Source organism: Mycobacterium sp. PSTR-4-N (genome assembly GCF_022348085.1).
GTDB lineage: Bacteria > Actinomycetota > Actinomycetes > Mycobacteriales > Mycobacteriaceae > Mycobacterium.
In genome coordinates this window covers 108,372-134,464 of the sequence record NZ_JAKRFN010000006.1, presented here as the reverse complement: position 1 = coordinate 134,464, position 26,093 = coordinate 108,372, and the positions used below count along the sequence as shown (strand labels likewise).

Annotated in this window: 27 protein-coding genes; 14 read left to right on the top strand and 13 right to left on the bottom strand. The window is 69.2% G+C overall.

What is annotated here, in order from left to right; genetic code table 11:
- Positions 1–112: 112 nt before the first annotated feature.
- From MHN84_RS11050 to MHN84_RS11015, 8 genes are all read right to left on the bottom strand, one after another.
- Positions 113–772: a helix-turn-helix domain-containing protein gene (locus MHN84_RS11050; protein ID WP_241204678.1), complete on the bottom strand. Its 660-nt coding sequence runs from the start codon at positions 770–772 to the stop codon at positions 113–115.
- Between the two features lie 11 nt (positions 773–783).
- Positions 784–1,968 (bottom strand): FAD-binding oxidoreductase, encoded by a 1,185-nt coding sequence (locus MHN84_RS11045; RefSeq protein ID WP_241204677.1) that lies wholly within the window; start codon positions 1,966–1,968, stop codon positions 784–786.
- On the bottom strand, positions 1,965–3,290 hold the full coding sequence (locus tag MHN84_RS11040; RefSeq protein WP_241204676.1) for an FMN-binding glutamate synthase family protein: 1,326 nt from the start codon (positions 3,288–3,290) through the stop codon (positions 1,965–1,967). The genes MHN84_RS11045 and MHN84_RS11040 overlap by 4 nt, the downstream gene beginning before the upstream one ends.
- A complete protein-coding gene (locus MHN84_RS11035; protein ID WP_241204675.1) occupies positions 3,290–3,979 on the bottom strand; it encodes a protein glxC in 690 nt (229 codons plus the stop codon). Before MHN84_RS11035 ends, MHN84_RS11040 begins: the two co-directional genes overlap by 1 nt.
- Positions 3,967–4,884 carry a glutamine amidotransferase gene (locus MHN84_RS11030; protein ID WP_241204674.1) on the bottom strand — a complete coding sequence of 306 codons (918 nt, stop codon included), beginning with the start codon at positions 4,882–4,884 and terminating at the stop codon, positions 3,967–3,969. Before MHN84_RS11030 ends, MHN84_RS11035 begins: the two co-directional genes overlap by 13 nt.
- Positions 4,885–4,900: 16 nt before the next feature.
- The gene (gene glnT / locus MHN84_RS11025) at positions 4,901–6,211 is read right to left on the bottom strand and encodes a type III glutamate--ammonia ligase (RefSeq protein WP_241204673.1); all 1,311 of its coding nucleotides are present in this window, start codon (positions 6,209–6,211) and stop codon (positions 4,901–4,903) included.
- A gap of 111 nt (positions 6,212–6,322) precedes the next feature.
- Positions 6,323–7,576 (bottom strand): ammonium transporter, encoded by a 1,254-nt coding sequence (locus MHN84_RS11020; RefSeq protein WP_241204672.1) that lies wholly within the window; start codon positions 7,574–7,576, stop codon positions 6,323–6,325.
- Between the two features lie 221 nt (positions 7,577–7,797).
- The gene (locus MHN84_RS11015; RefSeq protein WP_241204671.1) at positions 7,798–8,379 is read right to left on the bottom strand and encodes a nitroreductase family protein; all 582 of its coding nucleotides are present in this window, start codon (positions 8,377–8,379) and stop codon (positions 7,798–7,800) included.
- A gap of 87 nt (positions 8,380–8,466) precedes the next feature.
- Between MHN84_RS11015 and MHN84_RS11010 the strand changes: the two genes are divergently transcribed.
- The 6 genes from MHN84_RS11010 to MHN84_RS10985 all read left to right on the top strand — a co-directional run bounded on the left by MHN84_RS11010 (position 8,467) and on the right by MHN84_RS10985 (position 15,753).
- Positions 8,467–9,732, top strand: coding sequence for an aspartate kinase (locus tag MHN84_RS11010; RefSeq protein WP_241204670.1), 1,266 nt, complete (start codon positions 8,467–8,469; stop codon positions 9,730–9,732).
- A 2-nt stretch (positions 9,733–9,734) separates the two neighbouring features.
- The gene (locus MHN84_RS11005; RefSeq protein ID WP_241204669.1) at positions 9,735–10,769 is read left to right on the top strand and encodes an aspartate-semialdehyde dehydrogenase; all 1,035 of its coding nucleotides are present in this window, start codon (positions 9,735–9,737) and stop codon (positions 10,767–10,769) included.
- A 65-nt stretch (positions 10,770–10,834) separates the two neighbouring features.
- Positions 10,835–11,899: a DUF4185 domain-containing protein gene (locus MHN84_RS11000; protein ID WP_374238359.1), complete on the top strand. Its 1,065-nt coding sequence runs from the start codon at positions 10,835–10,837 to the stop codon at positions 11,897–11,899.
- 86 nt (positions 11,900–11,985) lie between these two features.
- Positions 11,986–13,680 (top strand): dihydroxyacetone kinase subunit DhaK, encoded by a 1,695-nt coding sequence (locus MHN84_RS10995; protein ID WP_241204668.1) that lies wholly within the window; start codon positions 11,986–11,988, stop codon positions 13,678–13,680.
- A gap of 69 nt (positions 13,681–13,749) precedes the next feature.
- The gene (locus MHN84_RS10990) at positions 13,750–14,220 is read left to right on the top strand and encodes a hypothetical protein (protein WP_241204667.1); all 471 of its coding nucleotides are present in this window, start codon (positions 13,750–13,752) and stop codon (positions 14,218–14,220) included.
- A gap of 90 nt (positions 14,221–14,310) precedes the next feature.
- Positions 14,311–15,753: a catalase gene (locus MHN84_RS10985; protein ID WP_241204666.1), complete on the top strand. Its 1,443-nt coding sequence runs from the start codon at positions 14,311–14,313 to the stop codon at positions 15,751–15,753.
- 69 nt (positions 15,754–15,822) lie between these two features.
- On the opposite strand, the gene rpsR is transcribed toward MHN84_RS10985, so the two are convergent.
- The 4 genes from rpsR to rpmB are packed head-to-tail and all read right to left on the bottom strand — an operon-like array spanning position 15,823 to position 16,758.
- Complete coding sequence (gene rpsR, locus MHN84_RS10980) at positions 15,823–16,062, bottom strand: 30S ribosomal protein S18 (RefSeq protein ID WP_241204665.1); 240 nt, start codon at positions 16,060–16,062, stop codon at positions 15,823–15,825.
- Positions 16,059–16,358 carry a 30S ribosomal protein S14 gene (gene rpsN, locus MHN84_RS10975; RefSeq protein WP_241204664.1) on the bottom strand — a complete coding sequence of 100 codons (300 nt, stop codon included), beginning with the start codon at positions 16,356–16,358 and terminating at the stop codon, positions 16,059–16,061. Before rpsN ends, rpsR begins: the two co-directional genes overlap by 4 nt.
- Positions 16,358–16,525 carry a 50S ribosomal protein L33 gene (rpmG, locus tag MHN84_RS10970; RefSeq protein ID WP_241204663.1) on the bottom strand — a complete coding sequence of 56 codons (168 nt, stop codon included), beginning with the start codon at positions 16,523–16,525 and terminating at the stop codon, positions 16,358–16,360. Before rpmG ends, rpsN begins: the two co-directional genes overlap by 1 nt.
- Positions 16,525–16,758 (bottom strand): 50S ribosomal protein L28, encoded by a 234-nt coding sequence (rpmB, locus tag MHN84_RS10965; RefSeq protein ID WP_241204662.1) that lies wholly within the window; start codon positions 16,756–16,758, stop codon positions 16,525–16,527. Before rpmB ends, rpmG begins: the two co-directional genes overlap by 1 nt.
- Before the next feature lie 98 nt (positions 16,759–16,856).
- On the opposite strand from rpmB, the gene mrf reads away from it, so the two are divergent.
- Entirely contained in the window at positions 16,857–18,011 is a 1,155-nt protein-coding gene (gene mrf / locus MHN84_RS10960; RefSeq protein ID WP_241204661.1) for a ribosome hibernation factor-recruiting GTPase MRF, read from the top strand.
- 8 nt (positions 18,012–18,019) lie between these two features.
- Here mrf and MHN84_RS10955 read toward each other — a convergent pair whose 3' ends face one another.
- On the bottom strand, positions 18,020–19,006 hold the full coding sequence (locus MHN84_RS10955) for an aldo/keto reductase (protein WP_241204660.1): 987 nt from the start codon (positions 19,004–19,006) through the stop codon (positions 18,020–18,022).
- Between the two features lie 100 nt (positions 19,007–19,106).
- Between MHN84_RS10955 and MHN84_RS10950 the strand changes: the two genes are divergently transcribed.
- From MHN84_RS10950 to egtE, 7 genes are all read left to right on the top strand, one after another.
- Positions 19,107–19,961 (top strand): helix-turn-helix transcriptional regulator, encoded by an 855-nt coding sequence (locus MHN84_RS10950; protein ID WP_374238356.1) that lies wholly within the window; start codon positions 19,107–19,109, stop codon positions 19,959–19,961.
- Between the two features lie 23 nt (positions 19,962–19,984).
- Positions 19,985–20,623, top strand: a complete 639-nt coding sequence (locus MHN84_RS10945; protein ID WP_241204858.1) for a sensor domain-containing protein — start codon at positions 19,985–19,987, stop codon at positions 20,621–20,623.
- A gap of 130 nt (positions 20,624–20,753) precedes the next feature.
- Complete coding sequence (gene egtA, locus MHN84_RS10940) at positions 20,754–22,019, top strand: ergothioneine biosynthesis glutamate--cysteine ligase EgtA (protein WP_241204659.1); 1,266 nt, start codon at positions 20,754–20,756, stop codon at positions 22,017–22,019.
- Positions 22,016–23,314: an ergothioneine biosynthesis protein EgtB gene (gene egtB, locus MHN84_RS10935; protein ID WP_241204658.1), complete on the top strand. Its 1,299-nt coding sequence runs from the start codon at positions 22,016–22,018 to the stop codon at positions 23,312–23,314. The genes egtA and egtB overlap by 4 nt, the downstream gene beginning before the upstream one ends.
- Positions 23,307–24,008, top strand: a complete 702-nt coding sequence (egtC, locus tag MHN84_RS10930) for an ergothioneine biosynthesis protein EgtC (protein ID WP_241204657.1) — start codon at positions 23,307–23,309, stop codon at positions 24,006–24,008. The genes egtB and egtC overlap by 8 nt, the downstream gene beginning before the upstream one ends.
- Positions 24,008–24,973 (top strand): L-histidine N(alpha)-methyltransferase, encoded by a 966-nt coding sequence (egtD, locus tag MHN84_RS10925; RefSeq protein ID WP_241204656.1) that lies wholly within the window; start codon positions 24,008–24,010, stop codon positions 24,971–24,973. Before egtC ends, egtD begins: the two co-directional genes overlap by 1 nt.
- A complete protein-coding gene (egtE, locus tag MHN84_RS10920) occupies positions 24,970–26,052 on the top strand; it encodes an ergothioneine biosynthesis PLP-dependent enzyme EgtE (RefSeq protein WP_241204655.1) in 1,083 nt (360 codons plus the stop codon). The genes egtD and egtE overlap by 4 nt, the downstream gene beginning before the upstream one ends.
- The last annotated feature ends 41 nt before the right edge of the window (positions 26,053–26,093 follow it).

Here is a 26,093-nt window from a genome sequence, read left to right as displayed (position 1 = left end):
GACTGTACTCCGGAGGGCGCGTCGGGCAAAACGAACGGTCGTGCGGGCGCGGGTGTGCGGTGTCATCCGCGACACGCCGCGGCAGGCGTATCGCGACGCACACTCGGCGCGCTCAGACGTGCGAGTCGGGGAACGCGATCACCGACAGGAACCGGATCGGCACCTCGACCAGGTCGACGGGACCGTGGGCGCCCTCGCCGTCGAACTGCAGCGAATCGCCGGGGTGCAGCCGGTAGACGGAGCGGCTGTGGCTGTAGTCCATGACCCCTTCGAGCATGTAGATGAACTCCGTGCCCGGGTGCTGGAACAGCGGATACGTCTGGCTCTTCTCCGACAGCGTGACCTGCAGGCATTCCAGCCGCTTGTGCTCGCCGCGCAGCGAGCCGAGCAGCTCGTAGTCGTGGCCTTCGCGGGTGCCCTCCCGCACGATGCGCGCCCCGGTGCCTGCCCGCACGAACGCCGCGGGACGTTCGACGTCCGCGCCGCGGAACAGGCTGGTGACCGGCACGTCGAAGCCCTTGGCCAGCAGCGCGAGCGTGGACAGGCTGCAGGAGGTCTGCGCGTTCTCGATCTTGCTCATCATGGCCTTCGAGATGCCGATGCGCGCGGCGGTGTCGGCGACGGTGAGGCCCTGTTGCAACCGCAGCAGCCGCACGTTGCGGCCGATCGCCGCTTCGATCTCGAGTTCGTCGACGGGTTCGGCGGGGTCGCGATCCCGGGCCGTGCCCGACTTGTTGCGCAGCAGCGGCGCGTGCTCGTCAGCGGAGGTCACAGCTCACCTGTCTAGCGCATCTCTCCCGCGCCGACGTACGGGTACGGCGTGGTGAGCAGGTCGCCTTCGGCGAAGCGGGACAGCCGGAAGTCCGCCGCCGGGATGCGTGGATCGCGGCTGTGGCCGTCGACGACGATATCGGCGACGAGCCGGCCGACTGCGGGTGCGATCTTGAACCCGTGGCCGCTGAAGCCGGCCGCGACCACCAGGCCGTCGAGACCGGTGCGCGAGATCACCGGATTCCAGTCGGGAGTCACGTCGTAGCAACCCGCGTAGCTGCTGGTGATGACGGCGTCGGGGAGGCCGGGGAAGCGGGTGCCGACCTTGTCGACGGTGATGTCGACGAACTCCTCGGTCGCCCGGTTGAGGTAGTTGTCGGGATCGGCGGTCTGCGCATCGCTGAGATCGCTGTTGCCGAACAGTATTTCGCCACCGGTCTCGGGCCGCACGTACTGCAGCGACACCAGGTCGGAGAACACCGGCACCGGACCCAGATCGACACCGGGGTCGATCAGCACGATCTGTTCGCGTACGACGCGGATCGGCACCTCGACGCCGTAGCGGGCGAGGAACGGCTGCGTCCATGCTCCGGTCGCGACGACGACGGTGCCGGCGGACATCTCGGTGCCGTCGGCCAGCGCCACACCGGTCACCCGGTCCCCAGATTGGATCAAACCTGTTGCGGCGCAGCCTTGCCGGAGGCGGATGCCGGCAGCGCGGGCCGTCGTGGCGAAGGCCTGAGCGGTCTGGTAGGCGTCACCGTAACCGCCACGGGCCTCGTAGCCGAACGCGGCGAACGGCGTGAGATCGGCGACGGGCCACATCCGCGCAACCTCGGCATGGTCGATCTCCTCGGTGTCCACTCCGACGGCGCGCTGAGCGGCGAGGCTCTTCCGCAACGCGTCGACGTTGGGCTCGCCCACGCCGACGATGTAGCCGGTCTGCCGGAAACCGATGTCGGTGCCGAAGATCTCGTCGGCCTGCTCGAACACCTCCAGGCCCACGGCGGCCATCGCGGCCAGTGAGCTCACCCCGTAGTGGCAGCGCACGATGCCGCTGGACTTTCCGGTCATGCCCGACCCGACGGTGCTGCGTTCGACGATGGCGACATCGGTGATGCCGCGCTCGGCCAACGCCCACGCGGCCGCGCAGCCCTCGAGGCCGCCGCCGACGATGACGACGTCGGCCGAACTCATTGCCCCGGAATCCACGACGTGCCTGCCAATGGGACCTTCGCCATCGCCGCGGCCTCGATACTGACGGCGACCAGGTCGTCGGGCTCCAGGTGGCAGACGTGGGACTTGCCGCAGGCACGGGCGATCGTCTGCGCCTCCATCGTCAGCACCCGCAGGTAGTTGGCCAGCCGTCGGCCGGCAGCCACCGGGTCCAGGCGCGCGGCGAGCTCGGGGTCCTGCGTGCTGATGCCTGCGGGATCGTTGCCGTCCTGGTAGTCGTCGTAGAAACCCGCTGCGCTGCCCAGCTTTTCGTAGTCAGCGGCATACCGGGGGTGGTTGTCGCCCAGTGCGATCAGCGCCGCGGTGCCGATGGCGACGGCGTCGGCACCCAGCGCCAGCGCCTTGGCGACGTCGGCACCGTTGCGGATGCCACCGGAGACGATCAACTGGACTTTGCGATGAACCCCGAGTTCCTGCAGCGCCCGCACCGCCTCGGGGATCGCGGCGAGCGTCGGGATGCCGACGTGTTCGATGAACACTTCCTGGGTGGCGGCGGTGCCGCCCTGCATGCCGTCGACGACGACGACGTCGGCGCCGGCGTGCACCGCGAGCTTGACGTCATAGTAGGTGCGGGTGGCGCCGACCTTGACGTAGATCGGCTTCTCCCAGTCGGTGATCTCCCGCAACTCGTTGATCTTGATGGTCAGATCGTCGGGCCCGGTCCAGTCGGGGTGACGGCATGCCGACCGCTGATCGATGCCCTGCGGCAGGGTACGCATCGCGGCGACCCGTTCGGAGATCTTCTGGCCCAAAAGCATTCCGCCGCCGCCGGGTTTGGCGCCCTGCCCGAGCACCACCTCGATCGCATCGGCCTTCCGGAGATCGTCGGGATTCATGCCGTACCGCGACGGCAGATACTGGTACACCAGGTGCTTGCTCTGGCCGCGCTCCTCGGGCGTCATGCCGCCGTCGCCGGTGGTCGTCGACGTGCCGACCTCGCTGGCACCCCGGCCCAGCGCCTCCTTGGCCGGCCCGGACAGGGCGCCGAAGCTCATGCCGGCGATGGTGACCGGGATGGCCAGGTGCAGAGGGTGTTTGGCGTGCCGATCGCCGAGCACCACATCGGTGGCGCAGCGTTCGCGATAGCCCTCCAGCGGATACCGGGACATCGACGCGCCGAGGAACAGCAGATCGTCGAAGTGGGGGAGTCGCCGTTTGGCGCCCCACCCGCGGATGTCGTACACCCCGGTGTCGGCGGCACGCTGGATCGCCGCGATCGTGGCGCGGTCGAACGTGGCGGACTCACGCAGGCCGAGGCGGGCGCGATCGTCGGTGTCGGTCATCAGTAGCTCGCAGAGTTGTCGACGTGGAAGTGGTAGAGCGATCGCGCCGACCCGTAGCGGGTGTAGGCGGCGGTGTCGTCGTCATCGAATCCTGCTGACTTGAGCAGTTGTTGGAGTTCCTCGTGGTGTTCGGGGCGCATCGGCTTGGCGACGCAGTCGGCGCCGAGGGAGGCGACCTCTCCCCGAACGTAGATGCGGGCTTCGTAAAGCGAGTCGCCGAGCGCCTCACCGGCGTTGCCGCGCACCACGAGCCGGCCGGCCTGGGCCATGAACGCGCTCATGTGGCCGACATTGCCGCCCACCACGATGTCGACGCCCTTCATCGAGATGCCGCACCGCGCCGCGGCGTCGCCCTCGATGACCAGCAGACCACCGTGGGCCGTCGCGCCGGCGGACTGCGAGGCGTTGCCTTTGACCCACACCGAACCGCTCATCATGTTCTCCGCGACACCGGTGCCTGCGTTGCCGTTGATCACCACGTCGGCGTGCTGGTTCATGCCGGCGGCGTAGTACCCGACGTGACCGTCGATCGTGACGCGGACCGGAGCGTCGAGTCCGACGGCGACGTTGTGCGCGCCAGCCGGGTGGGCGATGACGAACTCGCCCTGCAGATTCGGGGCGTGCAGTGCGGTGTTCACCTCACGCAGCGGGGTGGTGGTGAGGTCGAGTCGAGTCGTTACCTGCTCCATGCGTAGACGACCTCCGGTTCGGGTTCCCAGATGCGCGCGCTCTCGACGCCGGGAAGGCCTGACAGGGCGCGGTATTCGCTGGCCATCGCCACCCAGTCGGCGGTCTCGGCGATGACCGCGGGCTTGCATGCGATGGCGTCCCGGACGACGGCGAACGAATCGCGGTTGGACACCAGCAGCGTGTAGAAGCCGTCGAAGGTCGCGCAGAGCTCCTTGAGGGCACTCTCGACGTCGCGGCCCTCCGACAGCTGCGCCGCGATGAAGCGGGCGCCGACCTCGGTGTCGTTCTCACTGTCGAACATCACACCGCGCGAGCGCAGTTCGCGGCGGATGGTGGCGTGATTGGCGAACGAGCCGTTGTGCACCATGCACTGACCCGGTCCGACGGCGTAGGGGTGACAGCCCGACGGGGTCACTGCGGACTCGGTCGCCATCCGGGTGTGCCCGACGCCCTGCCAGCCCTGGGCGGCGGAGAGCCCCCACTGCTCGGTGAGCGCGCGCGGGTGGCCGACGCCTTTGAGGACTGCCATGTCGGAGCCGAAGCCGGCGACGATGGCCTGCGGATAGCAGGCCTTCACCGCCGTCAGCAGCGCCTCCGAGGAGGTGTCGCAGGACAACAGGCGGCTGTCACCGACCGCGACCACGTCGACGGCGTCGGCGTCCTCGTCGAGGGCGGTGGCGACGGTGCGCCGGATCAGCTCGACGTCCTCGGCCCGGCCGGTGCCCAGATCAGCCACCGACACGCAACCCTGACCGGGCGGTGACCACGTGGAATCCCCGTACACCGCGACACCGGCGGAATCACTTCCCCGGTCGCCCATTTCGCACAGCATGCCGGACAGCAGGGTGCCCAATCGCGGATAGAGCTCTGGTGTGCGCAGGTGTAACCCCACGATGCCGCACATGTTTTCCTCCGTGCCGTCAGAAGGCGGTCAGGTACTGGTCGATCTCCCACGGGCTGACCGCACTGTGGTAGTTGAAGAATTCCTCGCGTTTGATGCCGGCGAAGTACGCGGCGACCCCGTCCCCGGCGGCGTCGAGGACGCCGGTGATGACGGGATCGGTCTCGAGTTCCTCGACGGCGTGCAACAGCGTGGGTGGCAGTGCGCGAGTGCTCGTTCCCGAGCCCACCGGCCCGGGGTCTGCGCTGCGCTTGATTCCGTCGATGCCCGCACCCAGGGCCGCGGCGATCGCCAGGTAGGGGTTGGCCGAGCCGTCGCCGCCGCGCAACTCGACGCGCTCGGCGTCGGGAACCCGGATGTAGTGGGTGCGGTCGTTGCCGCCGTAGGTGGGTAGCCGCGGCGCCCAGGAGGCGCCCGACCGTGTGGACACCGCACCGGTCCGTTTGTAGGAGTTGACCGTCGGCGCGATCACCGCCTGCAGTGCGCAGGCGTGGTCGAGGATGCCGCCGATGAAACCGTAAGCTGTGTCGGATAATCCGAGCCCCCGACCGTCGTCACCCTGTGCCGGGAACACGGCGTTGCCCGCGCTGGTCAGCGACAGGTGTAGGTGCAGCCCGCTGCCGGTCTTGTCGGAGAACGGTTTCGGCATGAATGTCGCGATCATGCCGCGCTCCGCGGCGATCATCGACAACAGGTAGCGCAACGTGATGACGCGATCAGCGGTGGTCAGCGCATCGGCGAACGTGAAGTTCTGCTCGAACTGGCCGTTGCCGTCCTCGTGGTCGTTGGCGTAGTTGGACCAGCCGAGTCCGTTCATCGCGGCCGACACGGCCGTCAGGTGGTCGTACATGCGGGTGACACCGCGGGCGTCGTAGCAGGGCTGAGAAGCGGTGTCGGCGGCGTCGGCGACCGCGACGCCACCGTCGTCGGTGCGGCGCAGCAGGAAGTACTCGACCTCTGCCCCCACCCACGGGTCGAAACCGGCGTCCGCGCAACGCTGTACGAGGTTTCTGAGGATCACCCGCGGCGCGTACGGCCAGGGCGCTCCGTCGACGTGGGGATCGCAGTGCACGATCGCCAGGCCCTCTTTGAGGAAGGGGACCGGGGTGAACGATGCCGGATCGGGCAGCGCCATCAGATCGGGGTCCTTCGGCTCCTGGCCCATGGCACCCACGGCGTAGCCGGCGAAGCCGACGCCCTCGGTGGCCAGGAGGTCGATCGCCTCGACGGGAACCAATTTGGCGCAGGGCTTTCCGCGCAGGTCGACGAACAGCGCGAGGATGAATTTGGTGCCGGCCTTCTCGGCCGCGACCGCGAGGTCCTGGGTCATGTCGTCCACCTTGTGTCTCTTGTTAGGAATCAAGGTATCAGTAGCGGAAACACGCCGCATGTCGAACGGCCGGTGCGGACCCAGTCCGCACCGGCCGTTCTGATGGTTCGTTCAGACAGAGGCGAGTTCGTACGACGCCTCGCGGTGGAACGCCGCGTCGATGCCCTTCTCCTCGTCGTCGGGCGAAATGCGAATGCCGACAGTCTTCTTCAGCGCGAAGGCGATGATGCCGGCGACGACGAACGAGTAGATCATCACCGCGCCCGCGGCCACAGCCTGCCGCCACAGCTGGTCGAACCCGCCACCGTAGAACAGGCCGTTGGTGGCATTGGGCATCGAGTCGCTCGCCAGGAAGCCGATCAGCAGGGTGCCGATCACGCCGCCCACGAGGTGAACACCGACCACGTCGAGCGAATCGTCGTAACCGAAGCGCTCCTTGAGGCCGACGGCGTAGACACAGACCGCACCGGCGATAGCGCCGAGGATGATCGCGCCGACCGGCGTCACCGCGCCGCAGGCCGGGGTGATCGCGACCAGGCCGGTGATCGCACCCGAGGCCGCGCCGACACCGGTCACGTGCCCGTCCTTGATCTTCTCCACCGCGATCCACGCCAGCGTGGCAGCGCACGTGGCGACGAATGTGGTGACCATGACGATCGCGGCCGAATCACCCGCAGCAAGAGCCGAACCGCCGTTGAACGCATACCAACCGGCCCACAGCAGCCCCGCGCCCAGCAGCGTCAGTGGCACGTTGTGCGGCTTGCGCAGCTGGCCCCAGCTCGCCGACTTGCCCAACACGATGGCGACGGCCAGGGCGGCCGCGCCGGCGTTGATGTGCACCGCGGTACCGCCCGCGAAGTCGATGGCCTTGAGTTTGTTGGCGATCCAGCCACCCGCCGAGTCCTCGGTGACCACGCCGTCGAAGGCGAAAACCCAATGGGCGACCGGGAAGTAAACCAGCACCGCCCACAGGGTCGCGAAGCCCATCCAGGCGCCGAACTTCATCCGATCGGCGACGGCCCCGGAGATCAGCGCCACGGTGATGGCGGCGAAGAGCGCCTGGAAGATCGAGAACAAACTGACCGGCAGGCCTGAGATCGTCGTCTGCGTCTCCAGAAGGTCCTTCATGCCGGCGAATTCGGTCAGGTTGCCGAGGAACCCGCCGTAGGAGGTGCCGAAGACCATCGAGAAGCCGAACAACACCCACAGCACGCCGACCACAGCAACCGCGCCGAACGTCATCATCATCATGTTGGTCGAGCTCTTGACGGACACCATGCCGCCGTAGAACAACGCCAGGCCGGGGATCATCAGCGTGAGGCCGATGATGCAACACAGCATGAACGCGGTCGTTCCGGTATCCATAGACATCTCCTGCGATTCTCGGCCCCGCTGCAGAGCCGCTCACCGACAGTTACCGATGTCTCTGTTACGTGGACTGTTTCCTCAGGTTTCGTCCGCGTAACGGAATTGCGCGATTGCGGTGTGATGGCAAACATGCCCGACGGCGCGAGTGTGCGGTTTCATCCGCAACACGCCGCGAGAGGCGTATCAGGACGCACACTCGGCGTCGCCGACGAGCGTGATCAGCCCAGCGGCCAGTTCAGCACGATCTCGTCGAGCGGGCGCCGCTCGCGGGGCATCGAATCGCGCTCCGCGATCTCCGGGTCGACGTCGGCGTAATCGCCGAGCCGGCCGACCGCGATCACCATCAGTGGACGCAGCTCGGCGGGCAGATCGAATGCCTCGCGAGCCCGGTCGGCGTCGAACCCCGCCATCGGATGCACGATCAGCCCGCGCGACACGGCCTCCACCGACAACATCCCCAGGGCCGATCCCGCGTCGACACCGGAATAGAGCGCGGTGTTCTCGTCAGGCCCCTGGTCGGCGCAGAGCAGGATCAGCGCGCTGGCCACCCGGGCGTAGCTGTTTCCTCTGCTGAGCACGTCGGACAGCGTGGCGAAGGTCGCCTCACCGCGGCGACCCACCACGAAACGGACCGGCTGGCGGCGTCCCCACGTGGGCGCCCACCGGGCTGCCTCGAGCAGCGCGACCAGGTCGTCGTCACTGATCTGCGCGGTCGAATCGAAGGCCCGCGGACTCCAGCGAGCGGCGATGGGCGGGTGAAGGGGAACCGAGGTCTGGGCCGACCGGGCATCGGGTGTCACATCGCCGACGCTACTGGGGCGAATAAATCACGTGCGCGCAGCCTTTATCCTTGTTCGGGATTCCCGCACGTTGGAAAGGTTCGAGTAGTGGCGCTCGTCGTACAGAAGTACGGCGGATCCTCGGTGTCCGACGCCGAGCGCATCCGCCGTGTGGCCGAGCGCATCGTCGAAACCAAGAAGGCCGGCAACGACGTCGTCGTCGTGGTCTCGGCCATGGGTGACACGACCGATGAACTGCTCGACCTGGCCAAGCAGGTGTCGCCCGCACCGCCGGTCCGTGAACTCGACATGCTGCTGACCGCCGGGGAACGCATCTCGAATGCGCTGGTCGCGATGGCGATCGAGTCCCTCGGCGCGCAGGCCCGGTCGTTCACCGGCTCCCAGGCCGGTGTGGTCACCACCGGTACCCACGGCAACGCCAAGATCATCGATGTCACCCCCACCCGGCTGCGCTCCGCGCTCGACGAAGGCCAGATCGTGCTCGTCGCCGGCTTCCAGGGCGTCAGCCAGGACACCAAGGACGTGACCACGCTGGGTCGCGGCGGTTCCGACACCACCGCCGTCGCGGTAGCCGCCGCGCTCAAAGCCGACGTCTGCGAGATCTACACCGACGTCGACGGCATCTTCACCGCCGATCCGCGCATCGTGCCCAACGCCCAACGCCTCGACACCGTCTCCTTCGAGGAGATGCTGGAGATGGCCGCCGCCGGCGCCAAGGTGCTGATGCTGCGCTGCGTCGAGTACGCCCGCCGCTACGACCTCCCCATCCACGTCCGCTCGTCGTACACCGACAGGCCCGGCACCATCGTCAAAGGATCGATCGAGGACATCCCCATGGAAGACGCCATTCTGACCGGAGTTGCCCACGACCGCGGCGAGGCGAAGGTGACCGTCGTCGGCCTGCCCGACGTCCCCGGCTACGCCGCCCAGGTGTTCCGCGCGATCGCCGACACCGACGTCAATATCGACATGGTGCTGCAGAACATCTCCAAGGTCGAAGACGGCAAGACCGACATCACGTTCACGTGCTCGCGGGAGAGCGGGCCCGGCGCGGTGGAGAAGCTGACCTCGCTGCAGGATGAGATCGGCTTCACCCGTGTGCTCTACGACGACCACATCGGCAAGGTCTCGCTCATCGGGGCCGGCATGCGCTCACACCCGGGCGTGACGGCGACCTTCTGCGAGGCGCTGGCCAACGCCGGCATCAACATCGACCTGATCTCCACGTCCGAGATCCGCATCTCGGTGCTGATCAAGGACACCGAACTCGACCGCGCCGTCGCCGCACTGCACGAGGCCTTCGGGCTCGGCGGTGACGAGGAAGCGGTCGTCTACGCGGGAACGGGGCGCTAGAGATGGTCAACATCGGTGTGGTCGGCGCGACCGGTCAGGTCGGCCAAGTCATGCGAACCCTGTTGGCGGAGCGCGACTTTCCCGCCACCGAGGTCCGGTTCTTCGCCTCGTCGCGCTCGGCGGGCAAGAAGCTGGAGTTCCGCGGGCAGGAGATCGAGGTCGAGGATTCCGAGACGGCCGATCCCTCAGGCTTGGACATCGCGCTGTTCTCCGCCGGCGCGACGATGTCGCGGGTGCAGGCGCCGCGGTTCGCCGCCGCGGGCGCGGTCGTGATCGACAACTCCTCGGCCTGGCGCAAGGATCCCGATGTCCCGCTGGTGGTTTCGGAGGTCAACTTCGCGCGCGATGCCGGGGTGCGGCCCAAGGGCATCATCGCCAACCCGAACTGCACGACGATGGCGGCGATGCCGGTGCTCAAGCCGCTGCACGAGAAGGCCGGCCTGGTCCGGATGATCGCCTCGACCTACCAGGCGGTGTCGGGCAGCGGACTGGCCGGTGTCGACGAACTCTTCGGTCAGGCCAGCGCCGTGGTGGCCGACAGCCAGGCGCTGGTGCACGACGGCAGCGCGGTGGCCTTCCCCGCGCCGAACAAGTACGTGGCGCCGATCGCGTTCAACGTCGTGCCGCTGGCGGGTTCGCTCGTCGACGACGGCTCCGGCGAGACCGACGAAGACCAGAAGCTGCGCAACGAGAGTCGGAAGATTCTCGGTATCCCCGACCTCGCCGTGTCGGGCACGTGCGTGCGGGTGCCGGTCTACACCGGGCATTCACTCTCGCTCAATGTCGAGTTCGCGCAGCCGCTGTCGGCCGCTGAAGCGACCGAGATCCTGTCGGGCGCGCCCGGTGTGACCCTGGTCGACGTTCCCACCCCGTTGGCCGCCGCGGGTGTGGATGACTCTCTGGTCGGCCGGATTCGCCAGGATCCGGGGGTGCCCGACGGCCGCGGCCTCGCACTCTTCGTCTCCGGGGACAACCTTCGAAAAGGTGCTGCGCTGAACACCATTCAGATCGCCGAGCTGCTGGCCGCTCAGCTCTGATCCGCCGAAACCGACGTTTGGGCGGATAAGTGCGAGAGACGGGCGCCATTTCGTCGATCTCGGCGCTGGTGCTCGCCCTGGCCCTAGCTCCCGGCGCGTCTGCCACGCCCGTCGACTTGCCGACGCTGCAGCCCGGGCAGGTGTTGCGCGTCGGTCCGGTGGCCGGAACAGGCACGCCCACAATCGATTACGGTATCGGCGCGACGGATCTCTGCGAGTTCATGCAGTTCCCGTCGGGCATCCTGCAGGTGTGCGGTGACAGCTTCGCCGGCCAAGGTGTCGGATTCGGTGGGTGGTATTCGCCGATCGCGCTGCACGTGGTCGACGGCTCGCTCGAGGATGCCGGCGGGGTGCGCTACGACGGGGTGACGGGGGTCGACACCCCGCTGCTCGCCGACCCGACGCCGCCGGGATCGTCGCAGCTGCCGGCCGGCATCGTCGAGATCAACCGCGAGAACTACCTGCTCGTCACCACCACCAAGGATCTGCGGCCCCAGTCGTCACGTCTGGTGAAAGCCGAAGCGGGACAAGGCCGGTGGGCCACCGTGCCCGGCTCAGTGCGCGATGCCGCCTTCGCCGGGGGAGGGCAGTCGCAGATCAGCGGGTACTACGACCCGATCCCGACCGCAGACTCGCCGCGGGGCTGGGTGTACATCGTCGCGAACGACTTCGATCGCACCGGACCGCTGACTCTCTACCGGACGCCGCCGCAGACCTTCACCGATCGCGCTGCGTGGCAGGCCTGGTCGCCCGAGGGCTGGGGTACTCGGCCGGCGCCGTTGTGGGACGACCGGATCGGTGAGATGAGCGTGCGCCAGATCGACGGGCAGACCGTGCTGTCGTACTTCAACGCCAGCACCGGCAACATGGAGATCCGCGTCGCCAACGATCCGACCCAGCTCGGGACCGCGCCGGTGACCACCGTCGTCGTCGCGGCGCCGTGGCCGCAGCAGGCCGAGGATCTGCCACCGCCGCAGGACAACCGGCTCGCCCAGCCCTACGGGGGATATCTCTCGCCCGCCTCGACACCCGATGCGGTGCGCGTGTTCGTCAGCCAGTGGAACACCATGCCGCGCGGAGGCAGCCCTTACCGGGTGATCCAGTTCGCGGTCAATCCGTACAAGCCCTGACGGTGCGCCCTGTCGGCGTTTGCACTGCCGACCAACCGGACATGATGTCCATGGCGGATGTGATCGCGCGGGGAAGGGAGATACCGGTGTCCGTTCTGTTCATCGCGGAGAGGTCCAGACGAGCGAGTGCGGGACTGTCGGGCCTGTCGATGGTCGCCGGAGAGGGTGTCACGTACTCCGAGGACCCGCCGTTCCTGTACAGCGACGCGCCCGCCGAGGCGCGCAGAGTCGCGCTGGTCAGCGGCGGGGGCGCGGGCCACGAGCCGATGCACGGTGGTTTCGTCGGCCGCGGCGGGCTGGACGCGGCCTGCCCGGGCGAGATCTTCACCTCCCCGCACAATCGGCAGATCTACGCGGCGTGCAGCCAGGTCGCGCGACCGGACGGCGTGCTGCAGATCGTGAAGAACTACACCGGCGACGTCCTGAACTTCAACATCGCCGCGGAGAGGCTGCGGGCCGACGGCATCCCGGTGGAGCAGGTCCTGGTCGACGACGACTGGGGTTCGCGCGACGCCGGCAAGGTCGGCAGGCGGGGCACCGCGGCGACGGTGATCGTCGAGAAAGTGCTGGGCGCGGCCGCCGACGACGGGATGTCCCTGGCGGACCTGGCCGCCTTGGGCAGCGACATCGTCGCGCGATCGCGCACGGTGGCGATCGCCGCGGAGGCGCACCGCAGCCCGGGAGACGGCGACCGCGCCTTCGACGTGTCGCCGGGCTCGCTCGAATTCGGCGTCGGCATCCACGGCGAGCCCGCACGCGAGACCATCGAGGTCGCCGACCTCGACGGGCTGGTCGGCACCATGGTCGACGCGCTGACCGCCGATCTGTCCGCACCGGACGGAGTCGTGGTGCTGGTCAACGGCCTCGGCGGAACCGGGCAACTCGAGTTGCTGCACGTCGGTGACGCCGCGGCCAGGGCGCTCGCCGACCGCGACCTGACGGTGCGCAGCCTGGTCGTGGGCGCGTACTGCACTGCCCTGGACATGCGGGGCGTGAGCTTGACGGTGGTGGACGCCGACCCGGCCTGGCTGCCGCACTGGTACGCCGATCACGGCACACCCGGGCTGCCCCGGCCCCGGCCGTTCCCGGGAATCCGGACCTTGCGCGGCGTCGCGTCCGACGACGACGCATCCGAGTCCGCGTCATCCTGGCTCCAGGACGTGGCGAGCCGAACCGAGCGGCTACGGGATCGGTTCAACGCGCTCGATCAGGCAGCCGGCGACGGCGACTTCGGCGACAACCTCGCGGTCGGGGTCGGGTATGCGGTGCGGCGCGGAGACGTCGACGACGACGTGGTGGCCGATCTCTCCCATCTCGCGGCGGCGTTCCTGGACGACGTCGGCGGGTCGAGCGGACCTCTGTTGGGACTGGTGTTCGGCGGGGTGTCGTCCCGCGCCGAGGAGTCCCGGTCCGAGGGGCTCGGCGGCGCGGTGCTCGCCGGGCTCGCCGACGCGTTGACCGCCGTGCAGCGGGCCGGCGGCGCCGAGCCGGGCGACCGGACACTGGTCGATCCGCTGGCCGCGATCGTCGAGGACGCCCGCACGCGCGGCGTCGACGCGCTCGACGAGGCCTCGGTGCTGGCGGGGATCGAGGCGGCCGCGTCGACCGCGGACATGGTCGCCGGCCGGGGCCGGGCCGCCTATGTGGGTGAACGCGCGATCGGCGCGCCCGATGCCGGTGCTGTGGCGATCGCGTGGTTGGCGGCGCTGCTGTGGCAGACCGCCGGCGGTGGTTCTCCCGCGGTCGACGACGCGCTGGCCGACCTGCTGTCGGCGCGCTGACTCGGACTCAAAGGGTATTCACAGCCGGCACCTAACCCTCGTTGTGCGTCGTGGAGCAGGATCGTGCGCATGAGTGAGACACCGCCACCGTCGACACCGTCGTCATCTCCGTCGTCACCCCGGCCGGAGGAGAACGAGCCCGCCACCGGCCCCGTCTTTCCGCCGCCCACCTACAACGAGCCGCCCGCCACCTACGCTCAGCCCTCGTCGATACCGCCGCAGACCGTGTACGTCGAGCGGTCGGGCCGCCTCACCAAGGTGGCGGCGTGGGTCGGCATCGTTGCCGGTTCGCTGTTCATCGTGGTCGTGATCTTCGGCGCCGGCTTCTTCACCGGGAAGGCCGTCGGCAATCACCGCGACTACGACGGTCGCGGCCACGAGATGATGATGCGTCCCGGCACGGCCATGTTCCCGATGGGCCCGCCCGGAGGGATGCAACGCGGGCCCGCGTTCCCCGGGCCGTTCGGACCCGGACAGATCATCGAGATCCCGAGGCCACCGGGCGGCGCTCCGGATACGCCGACTACGCCTCGGCCGTGACCCACCGGTGGCAGGGTGACGGGTGCGGCTTTCGGGTACCCGCACCTCGGCGGCGCAGCCCGGCAGCCGCCCAGCCCCTGAGGAGAGTAGATGTCTGACAAGTACGCGACCACCGACGGCGGGGCCCCGGTCCCCAGCCTCGAACATTCGCTGACCGTCGGCCCCGATGGGCCCATCCTGCTGCAGGACCATTACCTGCTCGAGCAGATGGCCAACTTCAACAGGGAGCGCATCCCGGAGCGGCAGCCGCACGCCAAGGGCGGCGGCGCTTTCGGCGAATTCGAGGTCACTGACGACGTCAGTGCCTTCACCAAGGCCGCGTTCCTACAGCCCGGGGTGAAGACCGAGATGGTCGCGAGATTCTCGACGGTCGCCGGCGAGCGGGGCAGCCCAGACACCTGGCGGGATCCGCGCGGGTTCGCGCTGAAGTTCTACACGTCGGAGGGCAACTTCGACATGGTCGGCAACAACACCCCGGTGTTCTTCCTGCGCGACCCCATGAAGTTCCAGAACTTCATCCGCAGCCAGAAGCGGCTGCAGGCGTCGAACGTGCGCGACCACAACATGCAGTGGGACTTCTGGACGTTGTCGCCGGAGTCGGCGCACCAGGTCACCTGGCTGATGGGGGACCGCGGCATCCCCAAGACGTGGCGCCACATGAACGGCTACTCCAGCCACACCTACAGCTGGGTGAACGCCAGCGACGAGCTGTTCTGGGTGAAGTACCACTTCAAGACCGACCAGGGCATCGACTACCTGACCCAGGAGGACGCCGACCGGCTGGCCGGTGAAGACGGCGACTATCACCAGCGCGACCTGTTCACCTCGATCGAGGACGGCAACTTCCCGTCCTGGACGCTGCACGTGCAGATCATGCCGTTCGAGGACGCGAAGACCTACCGCTTCAACCCCTTCGACCTGACGAAGGTCTGGCCGCACAGCGACTACCCGCTGCAGCAGGTCGGGAAGATGACGTTGAACCGCAACGTCGTCGACTACCACGCGCAGATCGAGCAGGCGGCGTTCGAACCGAACAACATCGTGCCGGGTACCGGTCTGTCTCCGGACAAGATGCTTCTGGCGCGCGGCTTCTCGTACGCCGACGCGCACCGGCACCGCCTCGGGGTCAACTACAAGCAGATCCCCGTCAACGAACCCAAGGTGGAGGTGCGCGCCTACTCCAAGGACGGGCCGATGCGTATCCACAACGTCACCGACCCGGTCTATGCGCCCAATTCGATGGGCGGTCCCGAGGCCGATCCGCGGCGGGCGTCGGAGGTGCACTGGGCGTCCGACGGGGACATGGTGCGCGCCGCGTACGCCCTGCGCGCCGAGGACGACGACTGGGGTCAGGCCGGCACACTGGTGCGGGAGGTCCTCGACGACGACGCGCGAGACCGGTTGGTGCACAACATCGTCGGCCATGTGTCCGATGGCGTGAAGGAGCCGGTGCTGTCCCGGGTGTTCGAGTACTGGCGCAACGTCGATCCCGATCTGGGCAAGAAGGTCGAGGAAGGCGTGAGAGGCGCTTAATTCTGCCGCGAGTGCACGGTTTCTGACGAGAACCCCGAGAGGGCCCATCAGAAACCGTGCACTCGGCAACTAGCGCTGACCCGGGTAGGGCAGCAGCGCCATCTCGCGGGCGTTCTTGATCGCCGCCGCGACCTGCTTCTGCTGCTGCACCGTGACGCCGGTGACCGCACGCGAGCGGATCTTGCCGCGCTCGGACAGGAACTGCCGCAGCGTGGCGGTGTCTTTGTAATCGACGTCCTCGATCCCCAACGACGACAACAGGTTCCGCCGCTTCTTCGCGGGCTCGGCCACCCGCCTCGATCGCTTCACCAGCTCGACTTCCGCACGCCGGGCAGCTCGCCGCGGTGGGCGAGTTCACGCACCCGCACCCGCGAGAGCCCGAATTTGCGCAGATGGCCGCGGGGCCGGCCGTCGACGGCGTCGCGGTTGCGCAGCCGTACGGGGCTCGCATCGCGCGGCTGCCGGTTCAGCTCTGCTCGGGCGGCAGCCTTCTCGTCAGGTCCACCCGTACGGATGACCTCCTTCAGCTCGGCACGGCGCTCGGCGTAGCGGGCCACCACCTCACGGCGCCGGGCGTCGGCGACGATCTTGGATTTCTTGGCCATCAGCGCTCTTCGCGGAAGTCGACATGGCGACGCGCGACCGGATCGTACTTGCGCAACACGATGCGATCGGGATCGTTGCGCCGGTTCTTGCGGGTGACGTAGGTGTAGCCCGTGCCGGCTGTCGAGCGGAGCTTGACCACGGGGCGGACGTCAGTGGTTCGTGCCATCAGAGTCTTCCTTCCCGGCGGAGGCGGGCCACCACCGATTCGATGCCGTCGCGGTCGATGGTCTTGATGCCCTTTGCGCTGACGCGCAACGTGATTCGGCGACCTTCGGACGGCAGGTAATAGGTCTTGCGTTGGATGTTGGGGTCCCAGCGCCGGCGGGTGCGGCGGTGCGAATGCGACACCGCGTTGCCGAAGCCGGGCGCGCGGCCGGTGACCTGGCAGCGAGCTGCCATGGCGCCTCCCTATTGAAAATCGTTTTCGACAAGATGCGGAGTGGACTGTAGCGTGAACGCGTCGTTGTTGAAAATCATTCCCGATAAGGAGTCAGCCGATGCGCACCCCCGTCATCGTCGTGTCCGGCCAGGACGGCACCGCCGAGATCGCTCGAGTGCTCCTCGAGCGCCCCGGCACCACGGTGGTGGAGCACTACTTCGACGGGCACGTGGTGCACCGCACCACCGCCTCGGTGCAGCGCGGAGTCACCGTGAAAGCCGACGCCGTCCTGGAGCTGACGAACTGCTGCCTGGCCTGCACCGTGCGCGAGGATCTGCTGGCCCACCTGTGTCACCTGCACCGCCGAGGTGACCTCGAGCGCATCGTGGTGCGCCTCGCCGCGTGGCTGGAGCCCGAGCCCGTCTGCGCCGCGATCACGCACTCGGCCGCGGCCCGCGAGGTGTCCCTCGGCGCGGTGATCACGGCCGTCGACACGGGCAGCTGGCTGTCCCAGGCGCTCGGTGAGGACGAGCTGGCCGACGGGCGCACCGTGGCGCAGGTCGTGGTGGGGCAGGCCGAGTTCGCCGACGTCGCCGTCGTGACAGCTCCGGACCCCGAAACCCTCGCCGTGGTGCGCAGACTCGCGCCGCGGGCCCGCATCACCGTCGGCAGCGACCGGCTGGAACTCGCGCTCGCGCACCTCGAACCCGACGCGCGGCGCGGGCGCGGGCGCGATCCGCACGCCTCGCTCCTGGGTGGTCAACCACCGTTGGATCCCGACGGTCGCGTCGGGCTGGTCGAGTTCACCGCGCGGCGCCCGTTCCATCCCGAACGCCTGCACGACGCACTCGACGTGTTACTCGACGGCGTGGTGCGCAGCCGCGGGCGGCTCTGGTTGGCGAACCGGTCGGACAGGGTGATGTGGCTGGAGTCCGCGGGCGGAGGGCTGCGGGTCACCAACGCAGGAAAGTGGCTGGCGGCGATGACGTCTCGCGAGGTGGCCTACGTCGATCCGGAGCGCCGTGCGATGGCGGCTCTGATGTGGGACCTGCGCCACGGCGACCGGCACACCTCGCTGGCCGTGCTGACGTGCGGAGCCCACGACGGCGACATCACCCGCGCTCTGCGCGACGCCGTCCTGACCGACGACGAGATGAATGATGACGACGAATGGTCCGGTTACGCAGACCCTTTCGGGGACTGGCATGCCGACCCGTGCGGTGAGCAGGTGTCCACCGCGCTCCCGGATCGCGAAGGCCACGCCGGGGATTGACAGGTGGCTCAGCGCTCCGAGTCGAGTGCCGCCATGTGGGCCGCGGGATAGCGGTCGCCGGCCACCCGCTCTGCGGGTACCGCCGCCTCGATGCGGCCCAGTTGGGCGTCGGTCAGCTCGATGTCGACCGCCCCGAGCGCCTCGGTCAACCGGGTACGGGTGCGCGCGCCGATGAGCGCGACGACATCCGTGCCGCGGGCGATGACCCAGGCGATGGCGGCCTGCGCCACCGAGATACCGAGCTCGTCGGCCACCCGGCGGAGCGCTTCGGCCAGATCGAGGTTGTGCGTGAGGTTTTCGCCGGAAAACCTCGGACTGAGCGTCCGCATGTCACCATCGCCGATGCCGGCTGCGGTCCAGTGCCCGCCGAGGAGACCGCGGGCCAGCACGCCGTAGGCCGTGATGCCGATGCCGAGTTCCCGACAGGTTGCGAGGATGTCGCGTTCGACCCCGCGGGAGGCCAGCGAGTACTCGATCTGCAGATCGGAGATCGGCCGAACCGCGGCGGCGCGCCGCAGGGTGTCCGCGCCGACTTCGGAGAGTCCGATGTGCCGCACGTATCCGCCGTCGACGAGTTCGCCGATGGCGCCGACGGTTTCCTCGATCGGCACGGTCGGGTCGAGGCGCGCGGGCCGGTAGATGTCGATGTAATCGGTACCCAGCCTCTGCAGCGAATACGCCGCGGCGGCTTTCGCCGACGCCGGGCGCGCGTCGAACCCGACCCAGGAGCCGTCGGGGCCGAGTTGCCCCCCGAACTTCACGCTGAGTTGGTACTGCTCGCGTGGGATCGCACGCAGCGCCTCGGACAGCAACAGCTCGTTGTGCCCCGTGCCGTAGAAATCGCCGGTGTCCAGCAGGGTGATCCCGGCCTCGAGAGCCGCACGGACGGTCGCCACGCTCTCCGCCCGGTCGGCGTGGCCGTAGGCCCCCGACATACCCATGCACCCGAGCCCGAGTGCGGATGTGGTCAGTGATCCGAGTGTGGTCGTTTGCATGACCACACTGTCGACGGAATGCGACGGGACAACCACGGCGCGCTTCGCCGGGGACTCGGAGTCCCTGGCTACGCGGGGACGTGGTGACCACAATGGCTGGATGGATGGTCGGATGGACCGTGACGCCCTCGCCGGGTTCCTGCGCCGACGACGAGAGGCCATCACGCCCGCGGAGGTCGGCCTGCCTGAGGGCGCACGTCGACGCACGTCGGGGCTGCGGCGCGAGGAGGTGGCGCAGCTGGCCGGGATGTCGGCCGACTACTACGGACGGTTGGAGCAGGCGAGGAGCACGCAACCGTCCACTCAGATGGTGCGGGCGATGGCGCGGGCGTTGCGGCTCTCCGAGGACGAGACCGACCATCTGCACCACCTCGCGGGCCACGCGGCCCCCGATCGCGGCAACCGTTCGATGCACGTCGGACCCGCGTTGATGTTCGTCCTCGACCAGATGCGCGACGCCGCGGCGTTCGTCACCTCCGACACCTACGTCGTCCTGGCCCAGAACCAACTCGCCACCCTGCTGGTGGGCGATCTCGGAGCGCATGCGAGCACCGGGCCGTCGGCGAGCATGAGCTATCGGTGGTTCACCGACCCGCGGATGCGTGAGCGCGTACCGCCGCACGAGCGCGACGAGCACAGCCGGATCATGGTGGCCGATCTGCGGGCGGCGTGGGCGCGTCGGCGGGCCGACCCGGACATGCGGGAACTCATCGACACTCTGCTCCGGGAGAGCTCGGAATTCGCCGCACTGTGGACGCGCCACGAGGTGGCCGTCCGGAGGATGCAGCGAAAGACGTTCGTGACGGCGGTGGGCCCGCTGACCCTCGATTGCGAGGTCCTGGCGGCGACCCACGGGCAGAAGCTGGTGGTGCTCACACCGCCGCCCGGGTCCGCAGCGCTGGAGAACCTGCGGCTGCTCAGCGTTGTGGGACCGGCGCCGGCGGGCCTGGCATGATCGGCTCGGTGAGCACCGCGCGGATGATCGTTGCCGTGACCATGTCGGGAGTGGGAGTGGCTGTCGCGCTGGCCACCCCCGCCGCCGCCCGGCCGTCCGATCCCGGAGTGGTGAACTACGCCGTTCTGAACAAGGGGTCGGTGGGCAACATCGTGGGCGCGCGCCTCGGATTCGAGTCGACGTTCACGGCGCCGTTCCAGGCCTACTGGGTCGACGATCCGGTCTGCAACAACTGGGCCGACATCGGGTTGCCCGAGGTGTACCTCGATCCCGACCTCGCCGCGTTCAACGGTGCGACGGCCCAGGAATCCCCGACCGACATGACGCACTTCGTCAAACAGGCGGTCGGCGTCTTCGCCACGTCCGAGGCCGCCGGCCGGGCGTATCACCGCGTCGTCGACCGGACCGTCGGCTGCAACGGCCAGACCAGCGCGATGCACCTCGACAACGGCGCCACCCAGGTGTGGAGCTTCACGGGCGGGCCCGCCGGTGCCGACCAGGCCGACTGGGTCAAACAGGAAGTCGGAGCCGACCGGCGCTGCTTCGTCACCACCCGGCTGCGCGAGAACGTCCTGCTGCAGGCCAAGGTGTGCCAATCGGGCAACGGCGGACCCGCCGTCAACGTGCTCGCCGGCGCGATCCAGAACACCCTGGGCCAGTAACGCTGCGGGTCCCGGCGGGCACGTCATAGGTGTGTCACGCCGCGGACGGGGAAATTGTCGGTGCGTTCTGGAAGATAAAAGGGAAGACTCGTCTTCGCAGATCGTCAACGATGGAAAGAGGGCGGCTCATATGGCCCGCACCATGCCGTGCGACGTTTCCGCCGGCGACACCCTGGCCAGCGCCGAAGCCGCCGCCGAACGCCTCGTCGGCAGCTGTCTGGTCGACGGGCCCGTCGGCGGAGTCGGCCTCGAGGTCGAGGCGCACTGCTTCGTTCTGGCCGATCCCGCGCGCCGTCCCGGTTGGGATGAGCTGACTGCGACGATCGCGACTCTTCCCCGTCTGCCCGGCGGCAGCGTGGTCACCGTGGAGCCCGGCGGCGCGGTCGAGCTGTCAGGGCCGCCGGCGGCCGACCCCGCCGCCGCGATCGCGGCGATGCGTTCGGATCGCGCGGCGCTGCGCACGGCATTCCGCCGGGAGGGCCTGGGTCTGGTGCTCCTCGGTGCCGACCCGCTGCGGCCGCCCCAGCGGGTCAACCCCGGCGGCCGCTACCAGGCCATGGAGACGTTCTTCTCGACCAGCGGCACCGGGGAGGCGGGTGCGGCGATGATGACGTCGACGGCGTCGATCCAGGTCAACCTCGAGGCGGGTCCGCGTTCCCAGTGGGCGGACCGGGTCCGGCTGGCCCATGCGCTCGGTCCGACCATGGTCGCCGTCGCGGCGAATTCGCCGGTGCTGGCGGGCGCCTTCACCGGCTGGCAGTCCAGCCGTCAGCGGGTGTGGTCGCAGCTGGACTCGGCGCGCTGCGGGCCCGTGCTGGGCGCCAGCGGGGACGATCCGGCCAGCGACTGGGCGCGTTACGCCCTGCGGGCACCGGTCATGCTGGTGCACACCCCCGACCCGGAACCGGTCACCGAATGGGTGCCGTTCGCGGACTGGGCCGACGGTCGGGTGCTGCTCGGCGGCCGACGGCCCACCAAAGCCGACCTGGACTACCACCTGACCACGCTGTTTCCCCCGGTGCGTCCCCGCGGGTTCCTGGAGATCCGCTATCTGGACAGCGTGCCGGACGAACTGTGGCCCGCGGTGGCGTGGACACTTGCGACACTTCTCGACGATCCGATCGCGGCTGACATCGCGGCCGAAGCCACCGAGGAGGTCGCGACGGCGTGGGATCGCGCGGCCCGTGTGGGCCTGGCTGATCGTCATCTGCACGCGGCCGCGCTCACCTGTGTGACCGCCGCCGCCGAACGGGCGCCGTCGGAGGTGGCGGAGTCCGTGGAGATGCTGGTGCGTGCGGTCGAGCGAGGCCGCTGTGCCGCCGACGACGTCGCCGACCGCGTGGTGGCGACCGGCATCGCCGGAGCGATCACCCACCTGGCAGAAGGAGAACTGTGACCGCGCGCGAGGTGCTCGCCGAGGAATTGATCACCGCCCGCGACCGAACCCTGCGGTTGGTCGACTTCGACGACGCCGAGGTGCGCCGCCAGTACGACCCGTTGATGAGCCCGCTGGTCTGGGACCTCGCCCACATCGGCCAGCAGGAAGAGCTGTGGCTGCTGCGGGGCGGCAACCCCGACCGGCCGGGGATGCTGTCGCGCCAGGTCGACCAGCTCTATGACGCGTTCGTGCATTCCCGGGCCAGCCGGGTCGACCTGCCGCTGCTGCCGCCCGCCGACGCCCGCGCGTACTGCGCCACGGTGCGCAACAAGGTTCTCGACGCGCTGGATGCGCTGCCCGACGATCATCCCGAGGCCTTCACGTTCGCAATGGTGGCCAGCCACGAGAACCAGCACGACGAGACCATGCTGCAGGCGCTGAACCTGCGCTCAGGTGCGCCGCTGCTCGACCGTGGCTGCGCGCTGCCCGAAGGCCGCGCCGGGCTGGCCGGGACATGGGTCGAGGTGCCCGCGGGTGAGTTCGTGCTCGGCGTCGACCCGGCCACCGAGCCCTTCTCGCTGGACAACGAGCGGCCCGCGCACACCGTCGACGTTCCCGCGTTCCGCATCGGCCGGGTCCCCGTCACCAACGCCGAATGGCAACAGTTCATCGACGACGGCGGATACGACGAGCGTCGCTGGTGGACGGATGCCGGGTGGGCCCATCGGCAGCAGGCCGGGCTGACCGCGCCGCAATTCTGGAACACCGGCACTCTGGCCGGTACCCGCACCCGCTTCGGCCACGTCGAGGACATCCCCGCCGACGAGCCCGTTCAGCACGTCGACTTCCACGAAGCGCAGGCCTACGCGGCGTGGTCCGGTGCCCGCCTGCCCACGGAGGTCGAATGGGAGAAGGCGTGCGCATGGGACCCTGCGGCCGGTCGGCGCCGGCGCTACCCCTGGGGATCGCACGCGCCGTCTGCCGAGCGGGTCAACCTCGGGGGCACCGCGCTGCGGCCGGCTCCGGTCGGCGCATACCCCGGCGGTGCGTCGGCCTACGGCGCCGAACAGATGCTGGGTGACGTGTGGGAGTGGACCACCTCGACGTTGCGGCCGTGGCCGGGGTTCACGCCGATGGTGTACGAGCAGTACTCGTCCCCGTTCTTCGACGGGATCACCTCGGGGGAGTACCGCGTCCTGCGCGGCGGCTCCTGGGCGGTGGCGCCCGGAATCCTGCGGCCGAGCTTCCGCAACTGGGATCATCCGATCCGCCGACAGATCTTCTCGGGCGTGCGGTTGGCCTGGGATGTGTAGGCACCTGGCCTGGTTGGGCGGCCCGGTCACGCTGGCGTCGCTGATGCTCGACCCGCCGTCCGGGCTGCTGGTGCAGTCCTATGCGCCGCGCCGGCAGAAACACGGACTGATGAACGCAGACGGTTGGGGCGCAGGGTTTTTCGACGGTGGGCAGCCCCGACGGTGGCGCAGCGCCGCACCGCTGTGGGGTGATGCGTCGTTCGCGTCGGTGGCGCCTGCGCTGAGAAGTTCCTGCGTGGTCGCCGCGGTGCGCTCGGCCAGCGTCGGGATGCCGATCGAGCCCTCGGCGGCGGCGCCATTCACCGACGGCACCTGGCTGCTCTCGCACAACGGGGTGGTCGATCGCGCAGTCCTGCCGTTGTCCTCGCACGCCGAATCGACAAACGACAGCGCTCTGCTGGCCGCGCTGATCTTCGATCGGGGACTCGACCGGCTCGGCGACACCGTGGCCTCGGTGGCCGCCGACGATCCCAACGCCCGGTTGAACATCTTGGCCGGCAACGGTTCTGCCCTGCTGGCCACCACGTGGGGCGACACCCTGTCGGTACTGCGCCGCCCCGACGGCGTGGTGGTGGCCAGCGAACCCTACGACGACGACCCGGCGTGGCAGGAGATCCCCGATCGCCACCTCGTGTCGGTGACCGGCAACGGGATCGACGCTCGGGTCGACCTCACCCCGCTGAAAGGATCGTGATGACGTTCTCGCTGGAGAACTACCTGGCCGCCGACGCCGCCGAGGCGGCCTTGCGTCGCGATGTCCGCGACGGATTGACCGGTGCGCCGAAGTCGTTGCCGCCCAAGTGGTTCTACGACTCGGTGGGCAGCGACCTGTTCGACCAGATCACCCGGCTGCCCGAGTACTACCCGACGCGTGCGGAAGCGCAGATCCTCGCGGCGCGCGCCGCGGAGATCGCGGCCGCCTCCGGCGCCGACACCCTGGTCGAACTGGGCAGCGGCACGTCGGAGAAGACCCGCCGACTACTCGACGCGATGCGCGAGCGCGGCGCACTGCGCAGATTCATCCCGTTCGACGTCGACGCGACGGTGCTCGAGGCGGCGGGCGCCGCGATCGCCGACGAATACCCGGGCATCGAGATCGCCGCGGTGTGCGGGGATTTCGAGGAGCATCTGGGCAAGATCCCGGCCGCCGGCCGCCGCCTGATCGCGTTCCTGGGTTCCACCATCGGCAACCTCACCGCCGGCCCCCGTGCCGAATTCCTGTCGTCGGTGGCGGCGATGATGCAGCCGGGCGACACCCTGCTGCTGGGCACCGATCTGGTCAAGGACACCGAGCGGCTGGTGCGCGCCTACGACGACGCCGCCGGGGTGACGGCCCGGTTCAACCTGAACGTGCTCGCCGTCGTGAACCGGGAACTGGGTGCGGATTTCGACGCCACCGCATTCACCCATGTGGCCCGCTGGAACCCCGACGAGGAGCGCATCGAGATGTGGCTGCGGTCGGCTCGCGCGCAGCGCGTGAGCATCCCGGCGCTCGGCCTGACAGTCGACTTCGCCGACGGCGAGGAGATGCTCACCGAAGTGTCGTGCAAGTTCCGGCCCGCGGGCGTGGACGCCGAACTCCGCGCGGCCGGCCTGACCCGCACACAGTGGTGGACCGATGAGGCAGGCGACTTCGGCCTGTCGTTGGCGGTCAAGTGACACTCGCGCAGGAGTGGCGGGCCGCGCGCCCCCCGGCGGCCGGAGTGCACCTGGACAGCGCCGCATGCTCGCGTCAGAGTGTCGCGGCCCTCGAGGCGGCGGCACGACACGCGCAGCACGAAGCCGAGGTCGGCGGCTATGTCGCTGCCGTCGCGGCGGCCCCGGTGCTGGCCGCGGGCCGCGCCGCGGTGCGAGCGATGGCCGGGATGGCCGACGCCGAGGTGTTCTTCACCACGGGGTCCAACCACGCATTCGACATCCTGCTCGCGGACTGGACCGGTGACCGGGTGATCGCCTGCCTGACCGGCGAATACGGTCCCAACCTCGCGATCATGGCCCGCCACGGCTTCGAGATCCGGGACCTGCCCGTCGACGGTTTCGGTCGGCTCGACCTCGACGCCGTCGGCGCGGCGCTCTCCAACGATCCGCCCGCGCTGGTGCACCTGACGATGCTGGGCAGCCACAGCGGGGTGGTCCAGCCGGCGCTCGAACTGGCCGGTGCGTGCCGCAGCCAGGGGTTGCCGCTGATCGTGGACGCGGCACAAGGTTTCGCGCACCTCGACTGCACGGACATCGGCGCTGATGCGATCTACACGTCGTCGCGCAAATGGTCGGCCGGGCCGCGCGGCGTGGGTGTGCTGGCCACCCGCCCCGGGTTGCTGTCGGACGGCACGCAGCAGCGGATCGCGCACGCTGAAGCCAGCGTCGCCTCGCACGTCGGTTTGTCGGTGGCGCTCGGCGAGCACCTCGCCGCAGGCCCGGCGGACATCCAGGCCCGGCTGCGCGAGGTGGGGGCTCAGACCCGCCGCGCGCTGACCGACGTCGCGGGCTGGCACGTACGGGAGAACGTCGACGAACCGAGCGCGATCACGACGCTGACCCCGCCCGACGTCGTCGACGCCGCAGCGGTGCGGGAGGAGCTGATCGCCGAGCACCGCATCCTGACCACGTTCGTCGGCGTCGAGCGCGCGCCGAAGGAGTTGACCCGTCCCGCCCTGCGCGTCTCGCCGCACGTCGACGTGACCGACGACGACCTGGCGATCCTGGCCTCCGCATTGGCGGTCGTGACCAGGGTGTGACGCGGGGCACTTCTGGTTATCCCTGCTTCACCATCACTGGA

Coding starts and splice junctions, on each gene's coding strand:
- MHN84_RS11045 (WP_241204677.1), bottom strand. CDS start 1,968: ATGAGTTCGGCCGACGTCGTCATCGTCGGCGGCGGCCTCGAGGGCTGC.
- MHN84_RS11040 (WP_241204676.1), bottom strand. CDS start 3,290: ATGACCGACACCGACGATCGCGCCCGCCTCGGCCTGCGTGAGTCCGCC.
- MHN84_RS11035 (WP_241204675.1), bottom strand. CDS start 3,979: ATGGAGCAGGTAACGACTCGACTCGACCTCACCACCACCCCGCTGCGT.
- MHN84_RS11030 (WP_241204674.1), bottom strand. CDS start 4,884: ATGTGCGGCATCGTGGGGTTACACCTGCGCACACCAGAGCTCTATCCG.
- glnT (WP_241204673.1), bottom strand. CDS start 6,211: ATGACCCAGGACCTCGCGGTCGCGGCCGAGAAGGCCGGCACCAAATTC.
- MHN84_RS11020 (WP_241204672.1), bottom strand. CDS start 7,576: ATGGATACCGGAACGACCGCGTTCATGCTGTGTTGCATCATCGGCCTC.
- MHN84_RS11005 (WP_241204669.1), top strand. CDS start 9,735: ATGGTCAACATCGGTGTGGTCGGCGCGACCGGTCAGGTCGGCCAAGTC.
- MHN84_RS10990 (WP_241204667.1), top strand. CDS start 13,750: ATGAGTGAGACACCGCCACCGTCGACACCGTCGTCATCTCCGTCGTCA.
- MHN84_RS10985 (WP_241204666.1), top strand. CDS start 14,311: ATGTCTGACAAGTACGCGACCACCGACGGCGGGGCCCCGGTCCCCAGC.
- rpsN (WP_241204664.1), bottom strand. CDS start 16,358: ATGGCCAAGAAATCCAAGATCGTCGCCGACGCCCGGCGCCGTGAGGTG.
- rpmG (WP_241204663.1), bottom strand. CDS start 16,525: ATGGCACGAACCACTGACGTCCGCCCCGTGGTCAAGCTCCGCTCGACA.
- rpmB (WP_241204662.1), bottom strand. CDS start 16,758: ATGGCAGCTCGCTGCCAGGTCACCGGCCGCGCGCCCGGCTTCGGCAAC.
- mrf (WP_241204661.1), top strand. CDS start 16,857: ATGCGCACCCCCGTCATCGTCGTGTCCGGCCAGGACGGCACCGCCGAG.
- MHN84_RS10955 (WP_241204660.1), bottom strand. CDS start 19,006: ATGCAAACGACCACACTCGGATCACTGACCACATCCGCACTCGGGCTC.
- MHN84_RS10950 (WP_374238356.1), top strand. CDS start 19,107: ATGGATGGTCGGATGGACCGTGACGCCCTCGCCGGGTTCCTGCGCCGA.
- MHN84_RS10945 (WP_241204858.1), top strand. CDS start 19,985: ATGATCGTTGCCGTGACCATGTCGGGAGTGGGAGTGGCTGTCGCGCTG.
- egtA (WP_241204659.1), top strand. CDS start 20,754: ATGGCCCGCACCATGCCGTGCGACGTTTCCGCCGGCGACACCCTGGCC.
- egtC (WP_241204657.1), top strand. CDS start 23,307: ATGTGTAGGCACCTGGCCTGGTTGGGCGGCCCGGTCACGCTGGCGTCG.
- egtD (WP_241204656.1), top strand. CDS start 24,008: ATGACGTTCTCGCTGGAGAACTACCTGGCCGCCGACGCCGCCGAGGCG.